Origin of the sequence: Burkholderia territorii (assembly GCF_001718335.1) — a bacterium.
Classification (GTDB): domain Bacteria; phylum Pseudomonadota; class Gammaproteobacteria; order Burkholderiales; family Burkholderiaceae; genus Burkholderia; species Burkholderia territorii.
The window spans coordinates 325,659-345,381 of the sequence record NZ_CP013365.1; the positions used below are offsets into that span (position 1 = coordinate 325,659).

The following is a 19,723-nucleotide window of genomic DNA, read 5'->3' on the forward strand; positions in this document are numbered from 1 at the left end:
CACGACCTGCCCGTCGGCGCCGAGGATGCACCCGAATGCCTGGTCGAACAGGCGGTCAACGCGCATCTGTCGGTCACGCTGAAGGAGGCCGGGGCGGTGCTGCTTGCGCACTTCGGGAAGGTCACGCTCGGCACGCCGTCACGCGATTTCGAGGCGTAGGCGGCGCGCCGCCGCAAGCCGCGCTGACGCGCCGCAACATCGCGGCCGCCGCACGACCGTCACCCGATAGACGGCAGTCCGACGCAATCCGGCGCGCCGCGAAACCCGCGCGCCAACGTGTTCTGTCCCCCAACTTCTGCCCGGTTTGCCCGCCACAGGGCAAAATACGGGTTTTCCGCACCCGAGAGGGCGCGCCCGAATCACGCGCCGGGGCGGCGGCAGTGCGCCATCGCACGCCGCCGCCCGGCGCCCAGGCAAGACGCTCGCCGTGTCGCGAGCCCACAGGAGTCCAGACCCCATGCCCGAATCCAACCTGTCCTTTTTCGGCCGGCTGTCGCTGGCCGTCGGCACGTTCTTCTCCGTGATCGGCAACCGCGAGTTCGCGGCCGACGTGCTGCGCGTGCGCGATGGCGCCCCGGCCCCGGTTGCGCCGGCACCCGCCGCAGCCCCGGCGCCCGCACCCGCACCCGCACCCGTGAAGGCACCGGCCCCCGAGTTGCGCGAAGCGAGCCCGCAAGCCGCGCTGCAACTGTTGGGCCTGCTGCAGCGCGATGCGCGCTTCATCGACTTCGTCGAGGAAGACATCGCCGGCTATACGGACGCCGACATCGGCGCGGCCGCACGCCTCGTGCACGACGGCTGCCGTGCCGCGCTGCGCGAGCATTTCACGATCGTGCCGGTGCGCGATGAAGCCGAAGGCAGCCGCGTGACGCTGCCGGCCGGGTTCGACGCGACGGCCGTGCGCGTGACGGGCAACGTGGTCGGCGCCGCGCCGTTCACGGGCACGGTCAGCCATCGCGGCTGGCGCGTGGCCGACGTGCGCCTGCCGAAGCTGACGGGCAGCCACGACGCATCGGTGATCGCACCGGCGGAGGTGGAACTGTGAGCGATCCGCGCTATTCGATCGGTATCGACCTCGGTACGACCCATTGCGCGCTGTCGTACGTCGACAGCGCCGCCAGCGACGGCGAGAAGATCACGCAGCAGGTGCTGCCGATCGCGCAGCTGACCGCGCCCGGTGCGCTGGAGTCGCGCGACCTGCTGCCGTCGTTCCTCTATCTTCCGCATGAAAGCGAGCTGACACAGGGCGACCTGACGCTGCCGTGGACGGCCACGCGCACCTTCGCCGTCGGCGAAATGGCGCGCACGCGCGGCGCGGGCACGCCGATCCGCCTCGTGTCGAGCGCGAAGAGCTGGCTGTGCCATCCGGGCGTCGACCGCCGCGCGGCGATCCTGCCGAGCGATGCGCCGCCGGAAGTGTCGCGCGTGTCGCCGCTGGAAAGCTCGATCCGCTACCTGACGCACCTGCGCGAAGCGTGGGACCACGCGCATCCGGACGCGCCGTTCGCCGACCAGGACGTGACGGTCACGATCCCCGCGTCGTTCGATCCGGCCGCGCGCGAACTGACGGCCGAAGCCGCGCGTGCCGCCGGCTATTCGCGGATGACGCTGCTCGAGGAGCCGCAGGCCGCGCTGTACAGCTGGATCCAGAAGAGCGAAGGCGGCTGGCGCAAGCAGGTGCAGGTCGGCGACCTGATCCTGTGCGTGGACGTCGGCGGCGGCACGACCGACCTGTCGCTGATCGCGGTGGTCGAGCGCGACGGCAATCTCGAACTGCATCGCGTGGCGGTCGGCGAGCACATCCTGCTCGGCGGCGACAACATGGATCTCGCGCTCGCGCACGTGGTCGCGCGCAAGCTCGCGCAGCAGGGCACGCAGGCCGATCCGTGGCAACTGCGCGCGCTGACCTACGCGTGCCGCGCGGCGAAGGAAACGCTGCTGTCCGACCCGACGACCGATGCGGTGCCGCTCGTCGTGCCGAGCCGCGGCTCGAAGCTGATCGGCGGCTCGATCCGCACGGAGCTGACGCGCGCTGAACTCACGCAGACGATCCTCGAAGGCTTCTTCCCGCAAGTCGACGCGGCGGCGCGTCCGGTGAGCCGTGCACGCGTCGGCCTGACGCAGCTCGGCCTGCCGTATGCGCAGGACGCGGGCATCACGCGCCATCTCGCGGCGTTCCTCGGCCGCCAGGTCGCGGCGCTCGATACGCTCGACGGCGTGCAGCGCACGCTGCCGCAAGGCGCGACGTTCCTCCATCCGACGGCGGTTCTGTTCAACGGCGGCGTGTTCAAGTCGACGTTGCTCACGCAGCGCGTGCTCGACACGCTCAACGGCTGGCTGGCCGCCGAAGGCGCAGCGCCCGCGCGCCTGCTCGAAGGCGCGGATCTCGATCTGGCGGTCGCGCGCGGCGCGGCTTATTACGGTTACGTGAAGCGCGGCCGCGGCGTGCGCATTCGCGGCGGCACGGCGCGCGCGTACTACGTCGCGATCGAATCGGCGATGCCCGCCGTGCCGGGGCTGGAGCCGCCGGTGCAGGCGCTCTGCGTCGCGCCGTTCGGGATGGAGGAAGGCACGGATGCGGCGCTGCCGCCGCAGGAGTTCGGCCTCGTCGTCGGCGAGCCGGTGCAGTTCCGCTTCTTCGGGTCGTCGGTGCGCCGCCAGGACCAGGTCGGCACGCTGCTCGACTACTGGTCGCCCGAGGAGCTGCAGGAGCTCGAGGAAATCCAGGCGACGCTGCCCGCCGAAGGGCGCACGGTCGGCGAGGTCGTGCCGGTGAAGTTGCATGCGCGCGTGACCGAAGCCGGCACGCTCGAGCTCGAGGCGATCCCGAGCGGCACGAACGAGCGCTGGAAGGTCGAGTTCGACGTGCGCGGCGCCGCCTGAGCGCGATGAAGCGCTATACGGTCGGCATCGACCTCGGCACGAGCAACACGGTCGTCGCATACGTCGAGGCCGGCTCCGACGCGATCCGCGTGTTCGACGTCGAGCAGCTGGTCGGCCCCGGCGCGGTGGCCGCGCAACCGCTGCTGCCGTCGGTGCGCTATCACCCGGCGGCGGGCGAACTCGCGGCGGACGCGTTGAGGTTGCCGTGGCAGGCGGCCGGCGCGCGCGACACGGCCGCCCGTTCCGGCGGCCGTGAGGGCGGGTCGGCCGGTCGCGACGGCGCCGCCGACGATGCGCCGCCGCCCGTGATCGGGCGTTATGCGCGCACGCTCGGCGCGCAGGTGCCGGGCCGGCTCGTCACCAGCGCGAAGAGCTGGCTGTCGCACGCATCGGTCGACCGGCTCGCGGCGATCCTGCCGTGGGGCGCGGCCGAGGGCGTCGACAAGGTGTCGCCGGTCGATGCGAGTGCGAGTTATCTCGCGCACGTGCGTGCCGCGTGGGACGCACGCTTTCCCGATGCGCCGCTCGCGAAGCAGGACGTCATTCTGACGGTGCCGGCGTCGTTCGACGACGGCGCGCGCGCGTTGACGGTCGAGGCCGCCAGACGCGCGAAGCTGCCGGCGTTGCGGCTGCTGGAAGAGCCGCAGGCCGCGTTCTACGACTGGTTGTACGGCCAGCGCGCGACGTTGCGCGACACGTTTGCCGCCGCGCGCCGCGTGCTGATCTGCGACGTCGGCGGCGGCACGACCGATCTGACGCTCGTCGACGTCGCGCCGGGCGACGACGGCGAACCGGCCTTCACGCGCGTCGGGGTCGGCAATCACCTGATGCTCGGCGGCGACAACATGGACCTCGCGCTCGCGCGCCTGATCGAGCCGAGGTTGACCGAGCCCGGCACGCGGTTGTCGGCCGCGAGCCTGTCGCAGCTCGTCGAACGCTGCCGCGCGGCGAAGGAGCGGCTGCTCGGCGACGACGCGCCGGCGTCCGTCACCGTGACGCTGCTCGGCGCGGGCAGCAAGCTCGTCGGCGGCGCGCGCTCGGCCGAGCTGACGCGGCAGGAGGTCGAGCAGATCGTCGTCGACGGTTTCTTTCCGCAGGTCGAGGCCGGCGAGCTGCCGCGCCGCGCGCGGGCCGCGATCGTCGAATTCGGCTTGCCGTATGCGAGCGACCCGGCCGTCACGCGCCACGTCGCCGCGTTCCTGAATCGCCATGCGGAAGGCCCGCTGCCCGACACGCTGCTGCTCAATGGCGGCGTATTTCGCGCCGGCGCGCTCGCCGGCCGTCTCGCGCAGACGCTCGGCGCGTGGCGCGGCGCACCGCTCGACGTGCTGCACAACGCGCATCCGGACGTGGCGGTCGCGCGCGGCGCGGTGGCCTACGGGCTGGCGCGGGCCGGGCATGCACTGCGCATCGGCGGCGGCTCCGCGCGCAGTTATTTCCTCGTGCTCGACGATGGCGACGCCGACGCGGCCCCGCGCGGTGTCTGCCTGTTGCCGCGCGGTTCGGAAGAGGGCCGCGAGATCCGGCTCGAGCAGCGCACGTTTGCGCTGCAGCTCGGGCAGCCCGTGCGTTTCCACCTCGTATCGACGGTAGCCGACACGGCATACCGGCCCGGCGATCTCGTCGAACTGGACGGCGGCGATTTCGTGCGGTTGCCGCCGATCGCGACGGTCGTCGACCGGCAAGCCGGCGGCGATGCGCGCGAAACGCCGGTGAAACTCACCGCGTCGCTGACCGAAGTCGGCACGCTCGAAATGCACTGCATCGCGACTGACGATGCGACGCGGCGCTGGCGGCTCGAATTCCAGTTGCGCGGCGATGCGCCCGCGCAGGGCGACGACACCGCGCTTGCGCGCCATCCGCGTCTCGATCAAGCGATCGAGCTGATCGACCGTTCGTTCGGCAGCAAGGCCGCGAACGTCACGCCGAAGGACACGCGACGGTTGCGTGCGCAACTTGAACAGGTGCTCGGCCCGCGCGACGAGTGGGACGTCGCGCTCGCGCGCGAACTGTTCGACGCACTGCTCGCACGCGCGCGCCGTCGCCGGCGTTCGGCCGATCACGAGCGGGCATGGCTGAACCTTGCCGGTTATTGCCTGCGTCCGGGCTTCGGCCATCCGCTTGATGCGTGGCGCATCGAGCAGCTGTGGCCGCTGTTCGACGACGGGATTCAGTACGTGAACGACGCGCAGGTGTGGTCCGAGTGGTGGACGCTGTGGCGGCGCGTGGCAGGCGGCCTCGACGACGACGCGCAGACGCAGGTGCGCGATGCGATCGCGTTTCTCGAACCGTCCGACGACAAGCGCCGCAAGCTGCCGTTCGATCCGGCCAAGGTCGGCCCGGCCGACATGACGCGCTTGTCCGCGTCGCTCGAGCGATTGCCGGTCGAGCGCAAGGTGGAGCTGGCCGAGCGTTTGATCGTGCAATTGCAGAAGCCGTCCGAACGCACGCTGTGCGCGTGGGCGCTCGGACGGATCGGCGCGCGGCGGCCGTTCTACGGCAGCGCGCACAGTGTCGTGCCGGCCGACGTCGCGACGCGCTGGCTCGATGCGCTATTCGCGCTCGACTGGAAGCAGGTCGAACCCGCGGCATTCGCGGTCGCGCAAATCGCGCGGATGACGGGCGACCGCGAACGCGATTTGCCGGATGAAACGCGCGAGGCGGTGATCAAGCGCCTGTCTTCCGCGAATGTGTCGGCCGCGTGGATCGACATGGTTCGCGAGGCGATCGCGTTCGACGAGGCCGACACCGCGCGCGTGTTCGGCGAAGCGCTGCCGGCCGGGTTGAAGCTGCTGGCGGGGTGATCCGGTATCGTTCGGATCCCGGAGCATTCTGCGGCATTGCCGATGCTCGCGGACGCTCGCCGGTTCAATCGCCTTCAAATAAGGAACGGTTGTCGTTGCATCGCATCGGCAACCGCTCTGTGCTTTGTAAGCCGGGTGGTCAGATTTGCGGCGACGTCTCGCGCGACAACGCGGACGGTTCCACGGCGGGCGCATCCCGCTTGGTCGTCCGCCGCGCGAGATGAATTCCCGCGAGCATGCAGCGTACCGAGCCGCCGGCCAGTTCGATCGTCGGCACGTCGAGCGGCAGCAGCCGCGCGCTGCGTTCGATCGTCGCGCGCTGGTCGCCGGTGAGAGAGTCGAACGCGCGCCGCGACAGCGCGAGCACGCGGCCGTTCGTGCCCGACAGTTCCAGCGTATTGCCCGCGAAATTCGCGATCTGCGCGTGATCGAGCGCGATCACCGCGCGGCCCGTTTCGGTCAGTCGTTGGACGATTTCGTCACGGCGCCGCCGATCGGCGATCAGGTCGACGCCCACCATCGCGAAGTCGGTTGCGACGCTCATCATCACGTTCGTGTGATAGATCGGCTTGCCGTTCGCGTCGGCCGTGTCGAAGCAGATCGGCTCGAAGTTGAAGTTCGTGCAGAAACGCTCGAGCGCGACCGGATCGGCGCGGCGCGAACGCGCGGTGTATGCGATCCGCGCGACGTGGTCGAGCACCATCGCGCCGGTGCCTTCCAGGAACACGTCGTCGTATTCGAGCCCCGAGTAGTCGATCACGTCCTGTACGCGGTATTCCGCTTTCAGCATCTCGACGATGTCCGCGCGCCGCTCGCGGCGGCGGTTCGGGCTATACATCGGAAACAGTGCGATGTGCCCGCCTGCATGCGTCGAGAACCAGTTGTTCGGGAACACGGAGTCGGGCGTGTCGCGCTCGCCGTGGTCGTCGAACACATGTACGCGCACGCCTGCGTCCGTGAGCGTGTGCGCCGCGGCCGTGACTTCGTCGCGCGCGGCGGCCGACACCGACGCGGTGTCGTTTGCCCCGGCGGCGGCCGTGCGCTGGAACGCGTTGTCGGCGGCGGTCTGCGGATTCGGCAGGAAGCGGTGCGGCCGGATCATCACGACGGCGGCCGGCGCCTGGATCGATACGAGATTCATGAGCGGTAACGGCGAGAGGCGGGGAGCACGGCGGCGTGCACGCCGCCCGGGATGACAATCAGCGCGCGAACGCGGCGACGGCTTCGGTCACGAAGGCTGCGTGCCCTTGCGCGACCGCGGCCGGATCGTCGATCAGCGCGAACAGGTTCTTCGGATCGACGGCCGGCGGAATCAGTGCGATCTCGACGCCCGCGTTGTGTTGCTGCGCGAGCGCATACAGGTAGCGCAGCGCCGAGTAGTCCTCGAGTGCGAAGCCGACCGAGTCGAACACGGTGACTTCGTCCGCGCGTTCGCGGCCGGTCGTCTCGCCTTGCAGCACGCGCCACAATTCGGTCACGGGGAAGTCGGCCGGCATCTGCTGGATTTCGCCCTCGATACGCGACTGCGGCTCGAATTCGACGAACACGCGGCCTGCGGTCAGCACGCCCGCTTCGAGCTCGGTCTTCCCCGGGCAATCGCCGCCGACCGCGTTCAGGTGCATGCCGGGCTCGATCATGTCGGCCGTGACGATCGTCGCGTATGCCTTGTCGGCGGTGACGGTCGTCACGATGTCGGCGCCGCGCACGGCGTCGGCCGTCGACGCGGCGCGCACGACGCGCAATTCCGGGTACGCGGCGAGGTTCTTCACGAGCTTGTCGGTCGCGTGGCGGTCGACGTCGAACACGCGGATTTCGTCGATGCCGAGCAGCGTGTGGAACGCGATGGCCTGGAATTCGCTCTGCGCGCCGTTGCCGATCAGCGCCATCGTGCGCGAGTCGCGGCGGGCGAGCGCCTGCGCGGCGAGCACCGACGTCGCGGCCGTGCGCAGCGCGGTGGTCAGCGTGAGTTCGGCGAGCAGCAGCGGGTACCCGGTGTCGACTTCGGCAAGCGCGCCGAACGCCATCACCGTGTGCATGCCGCGCGCGGCGTTGACGGGATGGCCGTTCACGTACTTGAACGCGAACAACGATGCGTTCGCCACGGGCATCAGCTCGATCACGCCGTCGCGCGAGTGGCAGGCGACGCGCGGCGATTTGTCGAAATCGGCCCAGCGCAGGTAGTCGGCGCGCAGCGTGTCGACGAGCTCACGCAGGAACGGCGTGACGCCAGTGCTGGCGATCAGTCGGGCGGTCGCGGGAACGTCGAGGAAGCGGGTCATCGGTCAGTCTCCAATTTGTGCCGGTACGGGTGTCCAGGCATGCTGGTCGACCGGGGCGGGCGCGACGGCCCGGGCCCCGGCTCCATCCAAAGCGGCGGCGCGGCGTGTGCGGCCGGTCGATGGAGTCATTATTTCGGTGAGTCGAGCCAACAAAAAGACGGCAAAAGTGGCAGATTTATCGATAGACTTGGCAAATTGCTGGTCGTATCCGGCAGTTTGTACAAACCGCGCTGGTCGAAATGCGCGCGGTCCGACACGCTGTCGGTCGTCTCACGCTCAACAGGAAGGTCCGTTCATGATTACGCTCGACGACGTCGACCGGCAGCTCATCGCGCTGCTGCGCGACAACGCGCGGATGCCCGTCGTCACCCTCGCGAAGGAATTGCGCGTCGCGCGCGCGACCGTGCAGAACCGGCTGACGCGGCTGGAGAAGAACGGCGTGATCGTCGGCTACACGGTGCGGCTCAAGCCGGCGGCCGAACGACACCGGATCCGCGCGCTGATGTCGATCGCCGTGCAGGGCAATCGCGGCGCGGAAGTGGTGAAGGTGCTGCGCGGGCATCCGAACGTCGCGTCGATCCACAGCACCAACGGGCGCTGGGACCTGGTCGCCGAGCTGCATGCCGATTCGCTCGAGCATTTCGATCGCGTGCTCGGCGCGATCCGCCTGATCGACGGGATCGCGAATACGGAAACGAGCATCCTGTTGTCGACGCACAAGACCTAGCCATTTCGTTGCATCGGTTTTGCCGAAGGAGCGATGCCGTGGATGTCGGGAAACGCGCCGGCGTCGGCGCGTTGTGGCGGCCGTTGCGCGACTGCCGGTTTGACGAGCCGGAGCGGTTGCTGCGGCGACGCGCGCAGCGCATTGCCGATGACGACGGCGACAGCGACAGCGACGGCCGCGCGTCTGTCGTCATGCGGCGCTCGATGGCGCGTGCATAAGATCGTACGGCTGCCTAAGCTTCGCCCGCGCGCCTCGTCGCCGCCTGCGGGAACGTCAGCACCACCGCGAACCCGCCCGCATCGGGAAACGCGAACCCGACGCGTCCGCCGTGCGCCTTCATCACTTCCTGCACGATCGCGAGCCCGAGCCCCGATCCCGTGCGGCGCTCGCTGCCGTCCGGCGCAATCCGCACGAACGGCTGCAGCGCGGCGTCCCAATGCTCGCGTGGAATTCCCTGCCCGTTGTCGGTGACGGTCAGCGTCACCGCACGATCCACGTTGCCCGCGCTGGCGACCGACACGACGATGTCGTCCGCATGCCCATGCAGCAACGCGTTGTGCAGCACGTTCGACAACGCCTCCTGCAGACTGATCGCATCGCCGTCGATCCACGCATGCGGCGCGTCGCTCGCGAACGCGACGGCCACGTCGCGCGCGCCTGCGAGCGGAATCGAGCGGCCGAGCACGTCCTTCGCGAGTGCGACGAGGTCGACGGGTTGCAGCGGCACGACCTCGGTGCGATGAATCACCATCGCATGATTGAGCAACTGCCCGGTGAGGCGGCCGACGTCCGAGCAGGTCGCGCGCAGCGCGTCGAGCCGCGCCGCATGACGCGCGGGATCGGCTTCACCGTCGAGCAATTCGATCTGCGCGTCGAGGCGCGCGAGCGGCGTGCGCATCTGGTGCGCGGCGTCGGCGATGAAGCGCTGCATCGCGTTGATCCGCTCGGCGAGGCGGCGCATCAGTCCGTTGATCGATCCGATGATCGCGTCGATCTCGCTTGGCGTGTCGACGGCCACCGGCCGCAGATCGGCCGGATCGCGCGCGGCGATGATCGTGCCGATCTGCGCGAGCGGGCGCAGCCCGCGCCGGATCGCCAGGCCGCTCGCCCCGATCGCGAGCACGCTCATCAGCAGGATCAGCGTCCACACCTTGATGCTCATGTCGTTCGTCAGCTGCTGCCGCGCATTGGTTGTCTGCGCAACGGTGACGAGCGCCCACCCCGGCGTGCTCTCCTCGGGCATGTAGCGCGCGATGGTGGCGGTGCGGATCCGGTGACCCTGGTAGACGGCGTTCGCGAACGCCGGCCCTTGTTTCGCGGCGGCGAGCGTCGCGGGGCTCGCGAGATCGTTGTAGCCGGCCACGACGACACCGCGCGAATCGACGACCTTGTAGTAGACGAGGTCGTAGCGCGACAGCGTCGACAGCGCGGCGACGGGCGGGTTCAGCGCCAGCACGCCGCCCTGCACGTACAGGTTTTCCGCGACCTGGATCGATGCGCCGGCGAGCAACTGGTCGTACGCGCGCTCGGCCGCGACCCCCGCGTAGTAGCGCGCGATCGCGGCAAGCGCGAGCGCGCCGGTCGCGACGACGAGCGCGATGAAAAGCAGCGTGCGCCCGAACAGCGTCTTCGGGAACCAGTCAATGCGCGGCAATCTGATACCCCATCCCGCGCGCGGTGCGAATCTCGACCGTGCTGCCATGCAGTTTCTTGCGCACGCGCGTCACGTATTGCTCGACCGCGTTCGCGGTCGGCTCGTTGCCGAAGCTGAACAGCTGGTTCAGCAGTTCGTCCTTGGAGAAGATCCGCTGTGGGCGGCTCGCGAGAATCTCGAGCAGTGCGAACTCCTGCCGCGACAGCGACAGCGGTTGGCCGTCGAGTTCGGCGAGACGGCTGCTGCGGTCGATCACGAGGCCGCCGAGCGTCAGCACGTCGTTCGCGTGGCCGCTGTTGCGGCGCAGCAGCGCCTGCACGCGCGCATCGAGTTCGCGGTAGTCGAACGGCTTCACGAGATAGTCGTCGGCGCCGAGGCCGAGGCCGCTCACGCGGTCGTCGATCGCGGAGCGCGCGGTCACGAGCAGCACCGGCGTCGTGCTGCCCGATGCGCGCAGGTTGCGCAGCACGGAGAAGCCGTCGAGGCCGGGCAGGTTCGCATCGAGCACGACGAGGTCGAAGCGCTCGACGCGCAGCAAGCCGTTCGCGATCGAGCCGTCGGTTTCGAGATCGACGGCATGGCCGAGCCGCGCGAGGCGGCTGTGGATCGCCGCGCCGATTTCGGCATCGTCCTCCACGACGAGAATGCGCATGGTGCCGTTTGCAGGTAGATGAGTTAGGGGTTTCCCCGGGGGCGGGATGTCAGCATTTTCTCAGACTCGCTCGATAACCTGTGTTCAGCCGGAACGAGCGATGACGGCATTAATACCAGAGGAGACGGCAACATGCAGCATGTCACGGGCACGACGAAGGCGCGGCCGATTCCACGGCGAAGCCTGACGCGGGCGGCCGCCTTCTCGTTCGCGGTGCTCGCCGCGCCCGGCACGCGGGCATGCGCATGATCGCGTCGCCGCGTCGCCGCGCGTTGCTTGCAGCCGGCCTCGGCATGCTCGCCGCACCGACGCTGGTGCGCGCGAAGCCGCGCACGGTGCGGATCTCGAAAGGCTATGGCGTGTTGTACCTGCCGCTGCTCGTGATGGAGAAACAGCGGCTGTTCGAGCGGCACGCGGTGCGGCATGGCCTGCGCGAGGTCGCGGTCGACTGGGTGCTGCTCGACGGCGGCAATTCCGTCAACGACGCGATGATGGCCGGCACGCTCGATTTCGCGGGCGCCGGCGCGCCGGGCTTCATCGAGCTGTGGGCGCGGGCGCGCGGGATCCCGAACGTCGAGGTGATCGGCATCAGCGGATTGTCCACGACGTCGCTGTCGCTCAATGCGAATCGGCCTGGCCTCGCGTCGCTGCGCGACTTCACGCCGGCCGACCGGATCGCCGTGCCGGGCATCCGCACGTCGCTGTCGGCGGTCGTGCTGCAGATGGTCGCGAGCCGGCAACTCGGCGCGACGCACTTCGCGCAGCTCGATTCGATCACCGTGAACCTGCCGCATCCGCAGGCGATGCAGGCGCTGATTCGCCGCGAGAACGGCGTCACCGCGCACTTCACGTCACCGCCGTTCTCGACGCTCGAGTTGCGCCAGCCGGGCATTCATCGCGTCGTGAATTCGGTCGACGTGCTCGGCCCGCTGACGCTCGATGTCGTGTTCGCGCCGAAGCGGCTCGTCGATACGGAGCCCGCGCTGGCCGCGGCGTTTCTCGGCGCACTCGACGAAGCGAATCGTCTGATCGCGCAGGATCCGCGCGCGGCGGCCGCGCTGTATGCGGCCTCGTCGGGTGTCGGCGTGTCGCACGACGACGTGATGCGGATGCTCGCCGCGCCGGACACGCGTTTTTCGGTGCGGCCGAACCAGCTGATGGACTACGTCGAATTCCTGTATCTCGCCGGCACGATCAAGGCGAAGCCGCGCGCGTGGCACGAGATGTTCGCGCCGATGCTCGACGATTACCGAACCGGCTGAGTGCCGCCGTCCGTTGCCGGACCGCGATTTCATCGAACAACCCCGCGCCCGCGCGTGCATCGCGCGGCGCCGATTCAACCGACAAGCAACCGATTCACGGAGGAGCCCGCAGTGAACACCACCGAAACCCTGGACCCCGCGTCCGCCGAAGAGCGGCGCATCATGTCGAAAATGGCGCGGCGCCTGCTGCCCATTCTCGTCGTGATGTTCCTGATCGCGTTCATCGACCGGCAGAACGTCGGCTTCGCGAAACTGCAGATGGTGCACAGCCTCGGCATGACCGAGGCCGCGTTCGGTCTCGCGTCGTCGTTGTTCTTCATCGGCTACCTGCTGTTCGAGGTGCCGAGCACGCTCGCGCTGCATCGCTACGGCGCACGTGTATGGCTCGCGCGGATCATGCTGACGTGGGGCCTCATCACCGTGCTGATGGGCTTCACGACATCGATGCCCGCATTCTGTTCGCTGCGCTTCCTGCTCGGGATCGCGGAGGCCGGCTTCTATCCGGGCGTGATCTATTACCTGACGCTGTGGTTTCCGCAGAGCTACCGCGCGAAGGTGCTCGGCATCTTCACGCTCGGCAGCGCGCTCGCGAACATGCTCGGCTCGCTGGTCGGCGGCGTGCTGCTGAGCCTGAACGGCGTGTGGGGGCTCGCGGGTTGGCAGTGGGTGTTCGTGGCGACGGGCATCCCGGCCGTGGTCGTCGCGATCGTCGTGTTCCGCGTGCTGCCGGCGTCGTTCCGCGACGCGCCGTTCCTCGACGAACGCGAGAAGCAGATCGTCGCGGCCGCGCTCGAGCGCGAGAAGCCGGCGCAGGCCGAACATGCGCAGCCGTGGAAGGCGCTGCTCGATCCGCGCGTGATGCTGTTCGCTGCAACCTACATGCTGATGTCGACGTCGTTGTACGGCGTCACGTACTGGCTGCCGACGCTCGTCAAATCGTTCGGCGTGTCGAGCAGCACGAACGGCCTGCTGAGCATGCTGCCGTGGGCGCTCGCGGTGCTGCTGCTGCTGTGGCTGCCGTCGAAATTGCGTCGCGCGAAGAGCATCCTGCGCACGATCGCGATCGTCGCCGCTCTCGGCGCGCTCGGCTTCCTGCTGAGCCTCGTGCTGCCGTCGACGCCGCTGCGCTTCATCGCGCTCGTGCTCGGCGGCGCGTGCATTCCGCTGCTGTATCCGTGCTTCTGGTCGATGCCGCCGCGCTACTTCACCGGCGCGCGTGCGGCGGCGAGCGTTGCGGCGATCAATTCGATCGGCAACCTCGGCGGCTTCTTCAGCCAGAACCTGATGCCGTTCGCGGGCAAGGTGACGGGCACTGCGTTCGGGCCGATGATCGTGCCGATCGTGTGCCTCGCGCTGCTCGGGATCGGCGCGCTGGTTGCGTGGACGCGCTCGGAGCGGGGGATGGTGGCCGCGCAGGCGTGAGCGATGGCGCTACGGCCGTGGCCAGCCCGAATGGGCAACTGTCGTTGATCGGAGGGATGTGCGAGTATGCATTGCATATGTAATGCATGGAGAATGCGATGAAAACGGCCACGATGCCTGCGCTGCGAGTTGATCCGCAGTTACGGGAAGACGCAGAATCGGTACTGGCGGAAAACGAGACGCTGTCAGCGTTCATGGAATCAGCGCTGCGCGATGGCATAGTACGGCGACGCTTGCAGCGCGAATTTGTCGCACGAGGTTTGGCGTCGCGCGACGAGGCGAGCCGCACGGGCGAATACGTCGATGCCGCGGATGTTCAGCGTGAACTGGAAAGCATGCTGGAAGCGGCTCGTTCGAAGAAGGCGGCCGATTGAGCTATCAGGTCAGATATACGCGCGCGGCGCGTGAAGACTTGATGCGCTTGTATCGATACTTGTTCGAACGTGACGTGGAAGCGGCAGCGAGAGCGCCGGAAGCGATCGGACGAGGCGTCGCCATGCTGTGATTGTTTTCGTTTTCGTGCCGCAAGATCGATGAGAACAATCCGTTTTTGCGCGAACTGATCGTCTCGTTCGGCGCGTCAGGCTATGTGTTGTTGTTCGAGATCGAAAGCGTAGATCAAGTCACAACCCTAACCGTTCGGCATCAGCGAGAAGAGGACTACCACTGATCCCGCTCAGCCGGTTCCCGACGCTGCGCCCTCACCCCTGGGTCCGCGACACTCCTCGTGTGTCATGCGCAATCGCCACATGCGCAGCCGCCACCGGAATATCGACCTCCACCGTCGTCCCTTCGCCGAGCGTCGTATCGATCCGCAACGTGCCGCCGACGAGATACGCACGCTCACGCAAACCGACCAGCCCGAACGATCCCGACTTGCGCGGTGCGCCGGGATCGAATCCCGCGCCGTTGTCTCGAATCGTCAGCGCGATCGTCTCGTCACGATAAACGAGCGCCACCGTCGCGCTCGACGCGGCCGCGTGCCGCGCGACGTTCGCGAGCGCCTCCTGCGCAATGCGGAACACGGCCGTCGCATAAGGTTCGTCGAGCTGCAATTCGCCCGGCTCGACATGCAGCGTGCACGCCATGCCGTGACGGTGCCGGAAATCCTCCACGAGCCATTGCATCGCCGCCGCGAAACCGAGATCGTCGAGCATCAGCGGTCGCAGGTCCGACGCGATGCGTCGTGTGGCCGTGACCGCGCCGCGCGCAAGCCCATGCATCGCCGCGATCTTGCGCGCCAGCGGCGCATCGTCCTGCGGCACGCGGTCGAGCAGCCATTCGAGATCGTTCTTCAGCGTCGCGAGCGTTTGCGCGAGTTCGTCGTGCAGTTCGCGCGCGATGCGGCGCTGTTCCGCCTCGCGTGCGCTCGCGCTGATCGCCGCGATCTCGCGCAGTTCCTCGCGCGACGCCTGCAGCGCCCGCTCTGCGCGCACGCGCTCCTCGACCTCGCGCCGCAGGTCGCGGTTCGACGCGCTCAACTGCGCGGTACGGGCCGCGACGCGCTGCTCGAGCCGCTCGTTCGCCTCGTTGAGCTGCGCGCTCTTTTGCACGACGAGCAGGTGCTGATAGCGCGCGCCGGCCAGCGCGCGCACCGTCTGCGCATGCAGTCGGCCGTTTTCGAACAGCAGCGCGAACAGCACGACGGCCGACGCGACGAGGCCGTAGGTCCGACCCGCGTAGAAGCCCAGGTCGAAGCGTCCATGGTTGAGCATCGACGACAGCGCGATGTCGAACAGCCACGCGACGAGCACGATCATCACCCACAGGTCCAGCACGGAATGGCGGCGCCGCTGCCGCCACATCAGCACGAGCGCGGCAAGGTTGAGCGCCCAGACGACCGCGATCGCATTCGTCATCGCCGAGGCCATCCGGTTGCCCTGCATGATGCGCGGCAGCAGGTCGTGGCCGACGGTCGCGAGCACCGCGAGCGCGACGGTGGCGCCGGCCGTCAGGACGATGCAGAGCAGCAGCGGAATCGCGGCACGGCGCTGCTCGAGCGACGGCTGTTGCGCGCGCGGCGCCGCGCGCAACAGCGCGTATGCGGCGACCGCCAGCGGAAAGCCGCCGTGCCAGAACAGATAGAGCCACGCGGTCGTCTGTTCGCCCGCGCCGAGCAGGCCCGTCGGCGTGAACAGCCCGGGAAAGGTCAGCATGTGCGTGCCGGCCATGAAGCCCGTGAACAGGTAGCCGCTGGCGAGCGCGAGCAGCGATTTCTCGCGCAGGATCGCGTACTGGCCGAGCAGGAGGCCGGCCGTGACCATGTCGTTGACGACGATCGCCGACTGGTACACGGGAATGAAGCCCCACACGCGGGCAAGCGGCATGCCCGCGAACGGCGCGAGGGCGATGAAGATCACGGCCGACACGACGACCGTCGCGATCGCGAGCCGCCGCTCGCGCCGCTCGGGCGGCAGCGACGACATGAACAGGCGCGACGGATCCGACACGTCGTCGTCGTGATCGGCCGTGGCCGCGCGGAAGCGGAACGCGGGCATCATGCGTCGTCGACGCCGAAGTCGAGGTCGTGGCGCATCGCGTAGCGCACCAGCGCGGCTTCGTGCGGCAGCTCCATCTTCTCGAGGATGCGCGTCTTGTAGGTGCTGACCGTCTTCGCGCTCAGCGTGAGGTCGGCCGCGATCCGCGTGACCGTCTGGCCCGCGACGATGCGGCGCATCACGTCGAGCTCGCGCTCGGACAACCGCTCGTGCGGCAGCATTTCCGACGGCGCGCGCATCGTGCGCGCGAGGCTTTCGGCCGCCGACGCGCTCACGTACACGCCCCCGGCCGCCACCTTGGTGACCGCCTCGACGAGTTCGGCGGTCGCGCTGTCCTTGGTCAGGTAGCCGGTCGCGCCGGCCTTGAACGTGCGCGCCGCGTATTGCGTTTCCGCATGCATCGTCAGCACCAGCATGCGCAGGGATGGTGCCCGCGTCCTGACCAGCCGGATCAATTCGATACCGGTCGGCGCGGGCATCGACAGGTCGAGCAGCAACACGTCGGCCGCACGCTGCTCGGCCAGCGCGAGCGTGGTCGCGCCGTCGCTCGCCTCGCCGACGATTTCGAAACCGCCGGCCGTTTCCAGGATGTAGCGCAGTCCGTCTCGCATGACTGCGTGATCGTCAGCCAGAATTACCCTGATCATCTAGCGGTCCTCTTCGGGATGACGCCGCGGGCCGCTCTGCCGGTTGTCGCCGCGGCGGTTCTTCTGATCAATATATGCCGCCACAACGGGAAATGGTGCGCCTCAAGGACATTTTTGAGACATCCGGGTGTCGAATGTGTGCTGAAGCGAAATAATCGTCGCGAAATGGCACGGGCGGTAGAGGCGGACGGGGAGGGTATTCCCGAGGAATCGTCACGGTCGGGCGGACGGAGTGCGTCGCGGACCTTCGTGATTCAGGGATAAACTGGTAACTGGTGCCCGATTGCCCCGTCGAGACCCGAGGAGCCGCCACGATGATCGATCTTGCCCGCATCCTGTCGTCCGCGTTGCCCGACGCCGTCGCATGGGCCGACGCGCAGGCGGCCTACGGGCTCGCCACGGGCGCGCCGCTGACACCCGCGCAGGCGGACGACGCACGTGTCGTCGGCGTCGCGCAACCGGAGCGGATCCGCGTCGTGGTCGACGACCGGCTGCCGTTCCCCGACACGCCGGCGCTGGGCGCGATCGCGCGGGACACCGGGCTGCTGTCGCCGGGGACCATCGGCCTCACGCTGGGCCATGCGGTGTTCGTGCTGCGCGGCCACGATACGCGCCGCCTGCTCACGCATGAATTCCGCCATGTGCATCAGTACGAGGAGGCCGGGTCGATCGGCGCGTTTCTCGCGCGCTATCTGCACGAGATCGCGACCGTCGGCTACCACGACGCGCCGCTCGAGGCCGACGCGCGACAGCACGAGTTCGACTGACGCCACCGGCCGACGCGAGCACGCATTCCGATGAACCTTCCCCACGCCATCGCCGGCCCGGTGCAGACCGGTCGCGCCGCCACGCCGCGCGGCCCGCAATGAGCGACACGATCCACGCATGGCTCGGCGCGATCGGCGCGCACCCGGCGCTGGTGCTGGCGATCGTGTTCGCCACCGCCTGCGCGGAGGCGATCGCGCTGATCGGCACGGTCGTACCGGCCGGTGCCGTGATGTTCGCGGCCGGCACGCTGATCGGCGCAGGCGCGCTCGACGCCTGGACGGCGATCGGCGTCGCGGCCGCCGGCGCGGTCGTCGGCGACGGAATCAGCTACGAGCTCGGACGCCGCTACCGTGGCGCGATCCGAAACGGCTGGGTTCGGCTGGGCTATGCGGATGCCTATGCGCGCGGCGAGCAGTTCGTGCTGCGCCACGGCATCAAGAGCATCGTGCTCGCGCGCTTCCTGGCGCCGGTGCGCGCGGTCGTGCCGGTGGTGGTCGGGTGCGCGACGCTGCCGCGCCGATCGTTCTACCCCGTCAATATCGTGTCGGCGCTGGTCTGGGCGCCGGTGCACGTCGCGCCGGGCATCCTGTTTGGCGCGTCGGCGGCGCTGGCTGCCGCGATCAGCGTGCGGGTCGCCGCGATCCTGCTGGTTGTCGCGGCGCTGGTCGCGCTCGTGTGGATCGGCGTGCGCGTCGCGTTGCGGCGCGGCTGGCCGCTGCTGCGCCGCGTGCTCGTCGCGGCCATGTACGCGTGCTTGCGCCGCTGGCCGCGACTCGGCGCGCGGCTGCACGACACGCTCGTGCGTGTGCGCCGCCTGCCGGGCGCGGTGCCCGTGTTCGCGCTGCTGTTCGTCGGTTGCGTGTGGCTGTTTGCCGGCATCGTGCAGGACGTCGTCGCCAACGATCCGCTGATGCATGCCGACGTTGCGCTGTACGCGGTCCTGCAGCGCCTGCACACGCCGCCGGTGGATGCCGCGATGCGCGCGCTCGCGGTGCTGCACGGGCACGATACCGGGCTGATCGTCGCGGCTGCGTTTCTCGTCTGGCTGATGATCCATCGCTGCTGGCTGACGTCCGCATGGTGGCTGGCGACGGTCGGCATCGCGGTCGTGCTCGTGCCGGTGTTCGGCGCCGGCCCGCCCGGCACGATGCCTGCGAGCCTGCCGCCCGGCGCGCTGCACGTGCCGCTGCCCGACGCCGATGCGGCGTTCGCGATGCTCGCAAGCAGCGGCATCGGCTGGGTGCTGACGCGCGACCGGCCCGCGCTCTGGCGCATCCCGGTCGTGACGGCGGTCGTGCTGTGGATCGTGCTCGGCGGTTTCGCGCGGCTGTATGTCGGCGAAACGTGGTTGTCGGGCCTGCTCGGCGGCTGGAGCCTCGGGCTTGCGTGGTTCGCGATGCTGGCGGGGACCTATTCGTACTGGCGCGTGCGCGAGCATGTGCAGCCGCGCGGCGCGCTGGTCGCGGTGCTCGTCGTGCTCGCGACGGCCGGCGTCTGGACCGTGCCCGCGCAATGGCAGCTCGATCGCGCGGCGCGTCCGCACGTGGGCGACGTCGTCGCGATGTCCGTCGATCAGTGGATGCGTGGCGGGTGGCAGCGCGTGCCGACGCGGCGCACCGAGATCGGTGGCGATCGCGAGGAATATCTGCCGCTGCAATGGTGCGCGACGTCGGACACGCTCGATCGCCATCTTGCGCTGGCCGGCTGGCAGCGCGCGACGCCGTGGTCGCCCGCCACGGCACTGCGCTGGTTGCTGCCGCAGGCGCCGGCCGATGCGCTGCCGGTGCTGCCGCGCTACACGCAGGGCGAGAGTCCGCGCCGGGTATTCGTGCGTGTCGATCCGGCCCATCCGGACAGCCGCCTCGTACTGCGGCTGTGGCGTTATCCGTACGTGCTGCAGGATGCGCTCGGCATGCGGCCGCTGTGGTACGGCGCGCTGTATCGCGAGACGCTGCATCGGCCCGCGCGGCTGATGACGATCGTGCGCACGACGACCGTCGACGATGCGGCGACGATTGCGCAGGCGCTACGGGTCGAGCCGACGGTCGCGCGGCCGCCGGCGGGGATGCGCGCGGCACCGGCCGCGGTGCTCCTCGTGTGGATGGTGCAGCCTTGAAGCGTGTGTAG

Annotated in this window: 15 protein-coding genes and 2 pseudogenes; 11 read left to right on the top strand and 6 right to left on the bottom strand. The window is 69.1% G+C overall.

Annotation, left to right across the window (positions count from 1 at the left end):
- Positions 1 to 21: 21 nt before the first annotated feature.
- From WS51_RS32750 to WS51_RS01565, 4 genes and pseudogenes are all read left to right on the top strand, one after another.
- Positions 22 to 159, top strand: a pseudogene (locus WS51_RS32750) (transcriptional regulator); the annotation flags it as partial.
- A 298-nt stretch (positions 160 to 457) separates the two neighbouring features.
- Positions 458 to 1,045, top strand: a complete 588-nt coding sequence (locus tag WS51_RS01555; RefSeq protein WP_059945277.1) for a DUF2760 domain-containing protein — start codon at positions 458 to 460, stop codon at positions 1,043 to 1,045.
- Positions 1,042 to 2,883 (top strand): Hsp70 family protein, encoded by a 1,842-nt coding sequence (locus tag WS51_RS01560; RefSeq protein ID WP_059503900.1) that lies wholly within the window; start codon positions 1,042 to 1,044, stop codon positions 2,881 to 2,883. Before WS51_RS01555 ends, WS51_RS01560 begins: the two co-directional genes overlap by 4 nt.
- Positions 2,884 to 2,888: 5 nt before the next feature.
- Positions 2,889 to 5,687 carry an Hsp70 family protein gene (locus WS51_RS01565; protein WP_069228480.1) on the top strand — a complete coding sequence of 933 codons (2,799 nt, stop codon included), beginning with the start codon at positions 2,889 to 2,891 and terminating at the stop codon, positions 5,685 to 5,687.
- Positions 5,688 to 5,826: 139 nt separating this feature from the next.
- Here the strand turns inward: WS51_RS01565 and ctlX are convergent, their stop codons facing one another.
- Together ctlX and WS51_RS01575 are read right to left on the bottom strand one after the other, a co-directional pair.
- Complete coding sequence (ctlX, locus tag WS51_RS01570; protein WP_069228481.1) at positions 5,827 to 6,828, bottom strand: citrulline utilization hydrolase CtlX; 1,002 nt, start codon at positions 6,826 to 6,828, stop codon at positions 5,827 to 5,829.
- Positions 6,829 to 6,886: 58 nt separating this feature from the next.
- On the bottom strand, positions 6,887 to 7,966 hold the full coding sequence (locus tag WS51_RS01575) for an ornithine cyclodeaminase (protein ID WP_059503894.1): 1,080 nt from the start codon (positions 7,964 to 7,966) through the stop codon (positions 6,887 to 6,889).
- Positions 7,967 to 8,261: 295 nt separating this feature from the next.
- Here WS51_RS01575 and WS51_RS01580 point away from each other — a divergent pair, with 295 nt between their 5' ends.
- Positions 8,262 to 8,693 (top strand): Lrp/AsnC family transcriptional regulator, encoded by a 432-nt coding sequence (locus WS51_RS01580; RefSeq protein WP_069228482.1) that lies wholly within the window; start codon positions 8,262 to 8,264, stop codon positions 8,691 to 8,693.
- A 232-nt stretch (positions 8,694 to 8,925) separates the two neighbouring features.
- Here the strand turns inward: WS51_RS01580 and WS51_RS01590 are convergent, their stop codons facing one another.
- Both WS51_RS01590 and WS51_RS01595 read right to left on the bottom strand, forming a co-directional pair.
- Complete coding sequence (locus WS51_RS01590) at positions 8,926 to 10,347, bottom strand: sensor histidine kinase (RefSeq protein WP_060273640.1); 1,422 nt, start codon at positions 10,345 to 10,347, stop codon at positions 8,926 to 8,928.
- A complete protein-coding gene (locus WS51_RS01595; protein ID WP_059542907.1) occupies positions 10,334 to 10,999 on the bottom strand; it encodes a response regulator transcription factor in 666 nt (221 codons plus the stop codon). The genes WS51_RS01590 and WS51_RS01595 overlap by 14 nt, the downstream gene beginning before the upstream one ends.
- Positions 11,000 to 11,244: 245 nt before the next feature.
- Here WS51_RS01595 and WS51_RS01600 point away from each other — a divergent pair, with 245 nt between their 5' ends.
- The 4 genes and pseudogenes from WS51_RS01600 to WS51_RS32755 all read left to right on the top strand — a co-directional run bounded on the left by WS51_RS01600 (position 11,245) and on the right by WS51_RS32755 (position 14,353).
- Positions 11,245 to 12,261 carry an ABC transporter substrate-binding protein gene (locus WS51_RS01600; protein ID WP_069229099.1) on the top strand — a complete coding sequence of 339 codons (1,017 nt, stop codon included), beginning with the start codon at positions 11,245 to 11,247 and terminating at the stop codon, positions 12,259 to 12,261.
- Between the two features lie 111 nt (positions 12,262 to 12,372).
- Positions 12,373 to 13,683, top strand: a complete 1,311-nt coding sequence (locus WS51_RS01605; protein ID WP_059452064.1) for an MFS transporter — start codon at positions 12,373 to 12,375, stop codon at positions 13,681 to 13,683.
- A 98-nt stretch (positions 13,684 to 13,781) separates the two neighbouring features.
- Positions 13,782 to 14,057: a YlcI/YnfO family protein gene (locus WS51_RS01610; RefSeq protein ID WP_060023301.1), complete on the top strand. Its 276-nt coding sequence runs from the start codon at positions 13,782 to 13,784 to the stop codon at positions 14,055 to 14,057.
- A pseudogene (locus WS51_RS32755) lies at positions 14,054 to 14,353 on the top strand (type II toxin-antitoxin system RelE/ParE family toxin). The gene WS51_RS01610 and the pseudogene WS51_RS32755 overlap by 4 nt, the downstream one beginning before the upstream one ends.
- Positions 14,354 to 14,384: 31 nt before the next feature.
- Here the strand turns inward: WS51_RS32755 and WS51_RS01620 are convergent.
- Positions 14,385 to 16,184: a sensor histidine kinase gene (locus tag WS51_RS01620; RefSeq protein ID WP_069228484.1), complete on the bottom strand. Its 1,800-nt coding sequence runs from the start codon at positions 16,182 to 16,184 to the stop codon at positions 14,385 to 14,387.
- Complete coding sequence (locus WS51_RS01625; protein WP_059452068.1) at positions 16,181 to 16,828, bottom strand: response regulator; 648 nt, start codon at positions 16,826 to 16,828, stop codon at positions 16,181 to 16,183. Before WS51_RS01625 ends, WS51_RS01620 begins: the two co-directional genes overlap by 4 nt.
- A gap of 314 nt (positions 16,829 to 17,142) precedes the next feature.
- Here WS51_RS01625 and WS51_RS01630 point away from each other — a divergent pair, with 314 nt between their 5' ends.
- A complete protein-coding gene (locus WS51_RS01630) occupies positions 17,143 to 17,595 on the top strand; it encodes a hypothetical protein (RefSeq protein ID WP_069228485.1) in 453 nt (150 codons plus the stop codon).
- A gap of 98 nt (positions 17,596 to 17,693) precedes the next feature.
- On the top strand, positions 17,694 to 19,712 hold the full coding sequence (locus tag WS51_RS01635) for a VTT domain-containing protein (protein WP_060128116.1): 2,019 nt from the start codon (positions 17,694 to 17,696) through the stop codon (positions 19,710 to 19,712).
- Positions 19,713 to 19,723: the final 11 nt, after the last annotated feature.

What these genes read in the sequence shown, in the direction of transcription:
- WS51_RS01555 (WP_059945277.1), top strand. Translation starts at nt 458, where the DNA reads ATGCCCGAATCCAACCTGTCCTTTTTCGGCCGGCTGTCGCTGGCCGTC.
- WS51_RS01565 (WP_069228480.1), top strand. Translation starts at nt 2,889, where the DNA reads ATGAAGCGCTATACGGTCGGCATCGACCTCGGCACGAGCAACACGGTC.
- ctlX (WP_069228481.1), bottom strand. Translation starts at nt 6,828, where the DNA reads ATGAATCTCGTATCGATCCAGGCGCCGGCCGCCGTCGTGATGATCCGG.
- WS51_RS01575 (WP_059503894.1), bottom strand. Translation starts at nt 7,966, where the DNA reads ATGACCCGCTTCCTCGACGTTCCCGCGACCGCCCGACTGATCGCCAGC.
- WS51_RS01580 (WP_069228482.1), top strand. Translation starts at nt 8,262, where the DNA reads ATGATTACGCTCGACGACGTCGACCGGCAGCTCATCGCGCTGCTGCGC.
- WS51_RS01595 (WP_059542907.1), bottom strand. Translation starts at nt 10,999, where the DNA reads ATGCGCATTCTCGTCGTGGAGGACGATGCCGAAATCGGCGCGGCGATC.
- WS51_RS01600 (WP_069229099.1), top strand. Translation starts at nt 11,245, where the DNA reads ATGATCGCGTCGCCGCGTCGCCGCGCGTTGCTTGCAGCCGGCCTCGGC.
- WS51_RS01610 (WP_060023301.1), top strand. Translation starts at nt 13,782, where the DNA reads ATGAAAACGGCCACGATGCCTGCGCTGCGAGTTGATCCGCAGTTACGG.
- WS51_RS01620 (WP_069228484.1), bottom strand. Translation starts at nt 16,184, where the DNA reads ATGATGCCCGCGTTCCGCTTCCGCGCGGCCACGGCCGATCACGACGAC.
- WS51_RS01625 (WP_059452068.1), bottom strand. Translation starts at nt 16,828, where the DNA reads ATGATCAGGGTAATTCTGGCTGACGATCACGCAGTCATGCGAGACGGA.
- WS51_RS01630 (WP_069228485.1), top strand. Translation starts at nt 17,143, where the DNA reads ATGATCGATCTTGCCCGCATCCTGTCGTCCGCGTTGCCCGACGCCGTC.
- WS51_RS01635 (WP_060128116.1), top strand. Translation starts at nt 17,694, where the DNA reads ATGAGCGACACGATCCACGCATGGCTCGGCGCGATCGGCGCGCACCCG.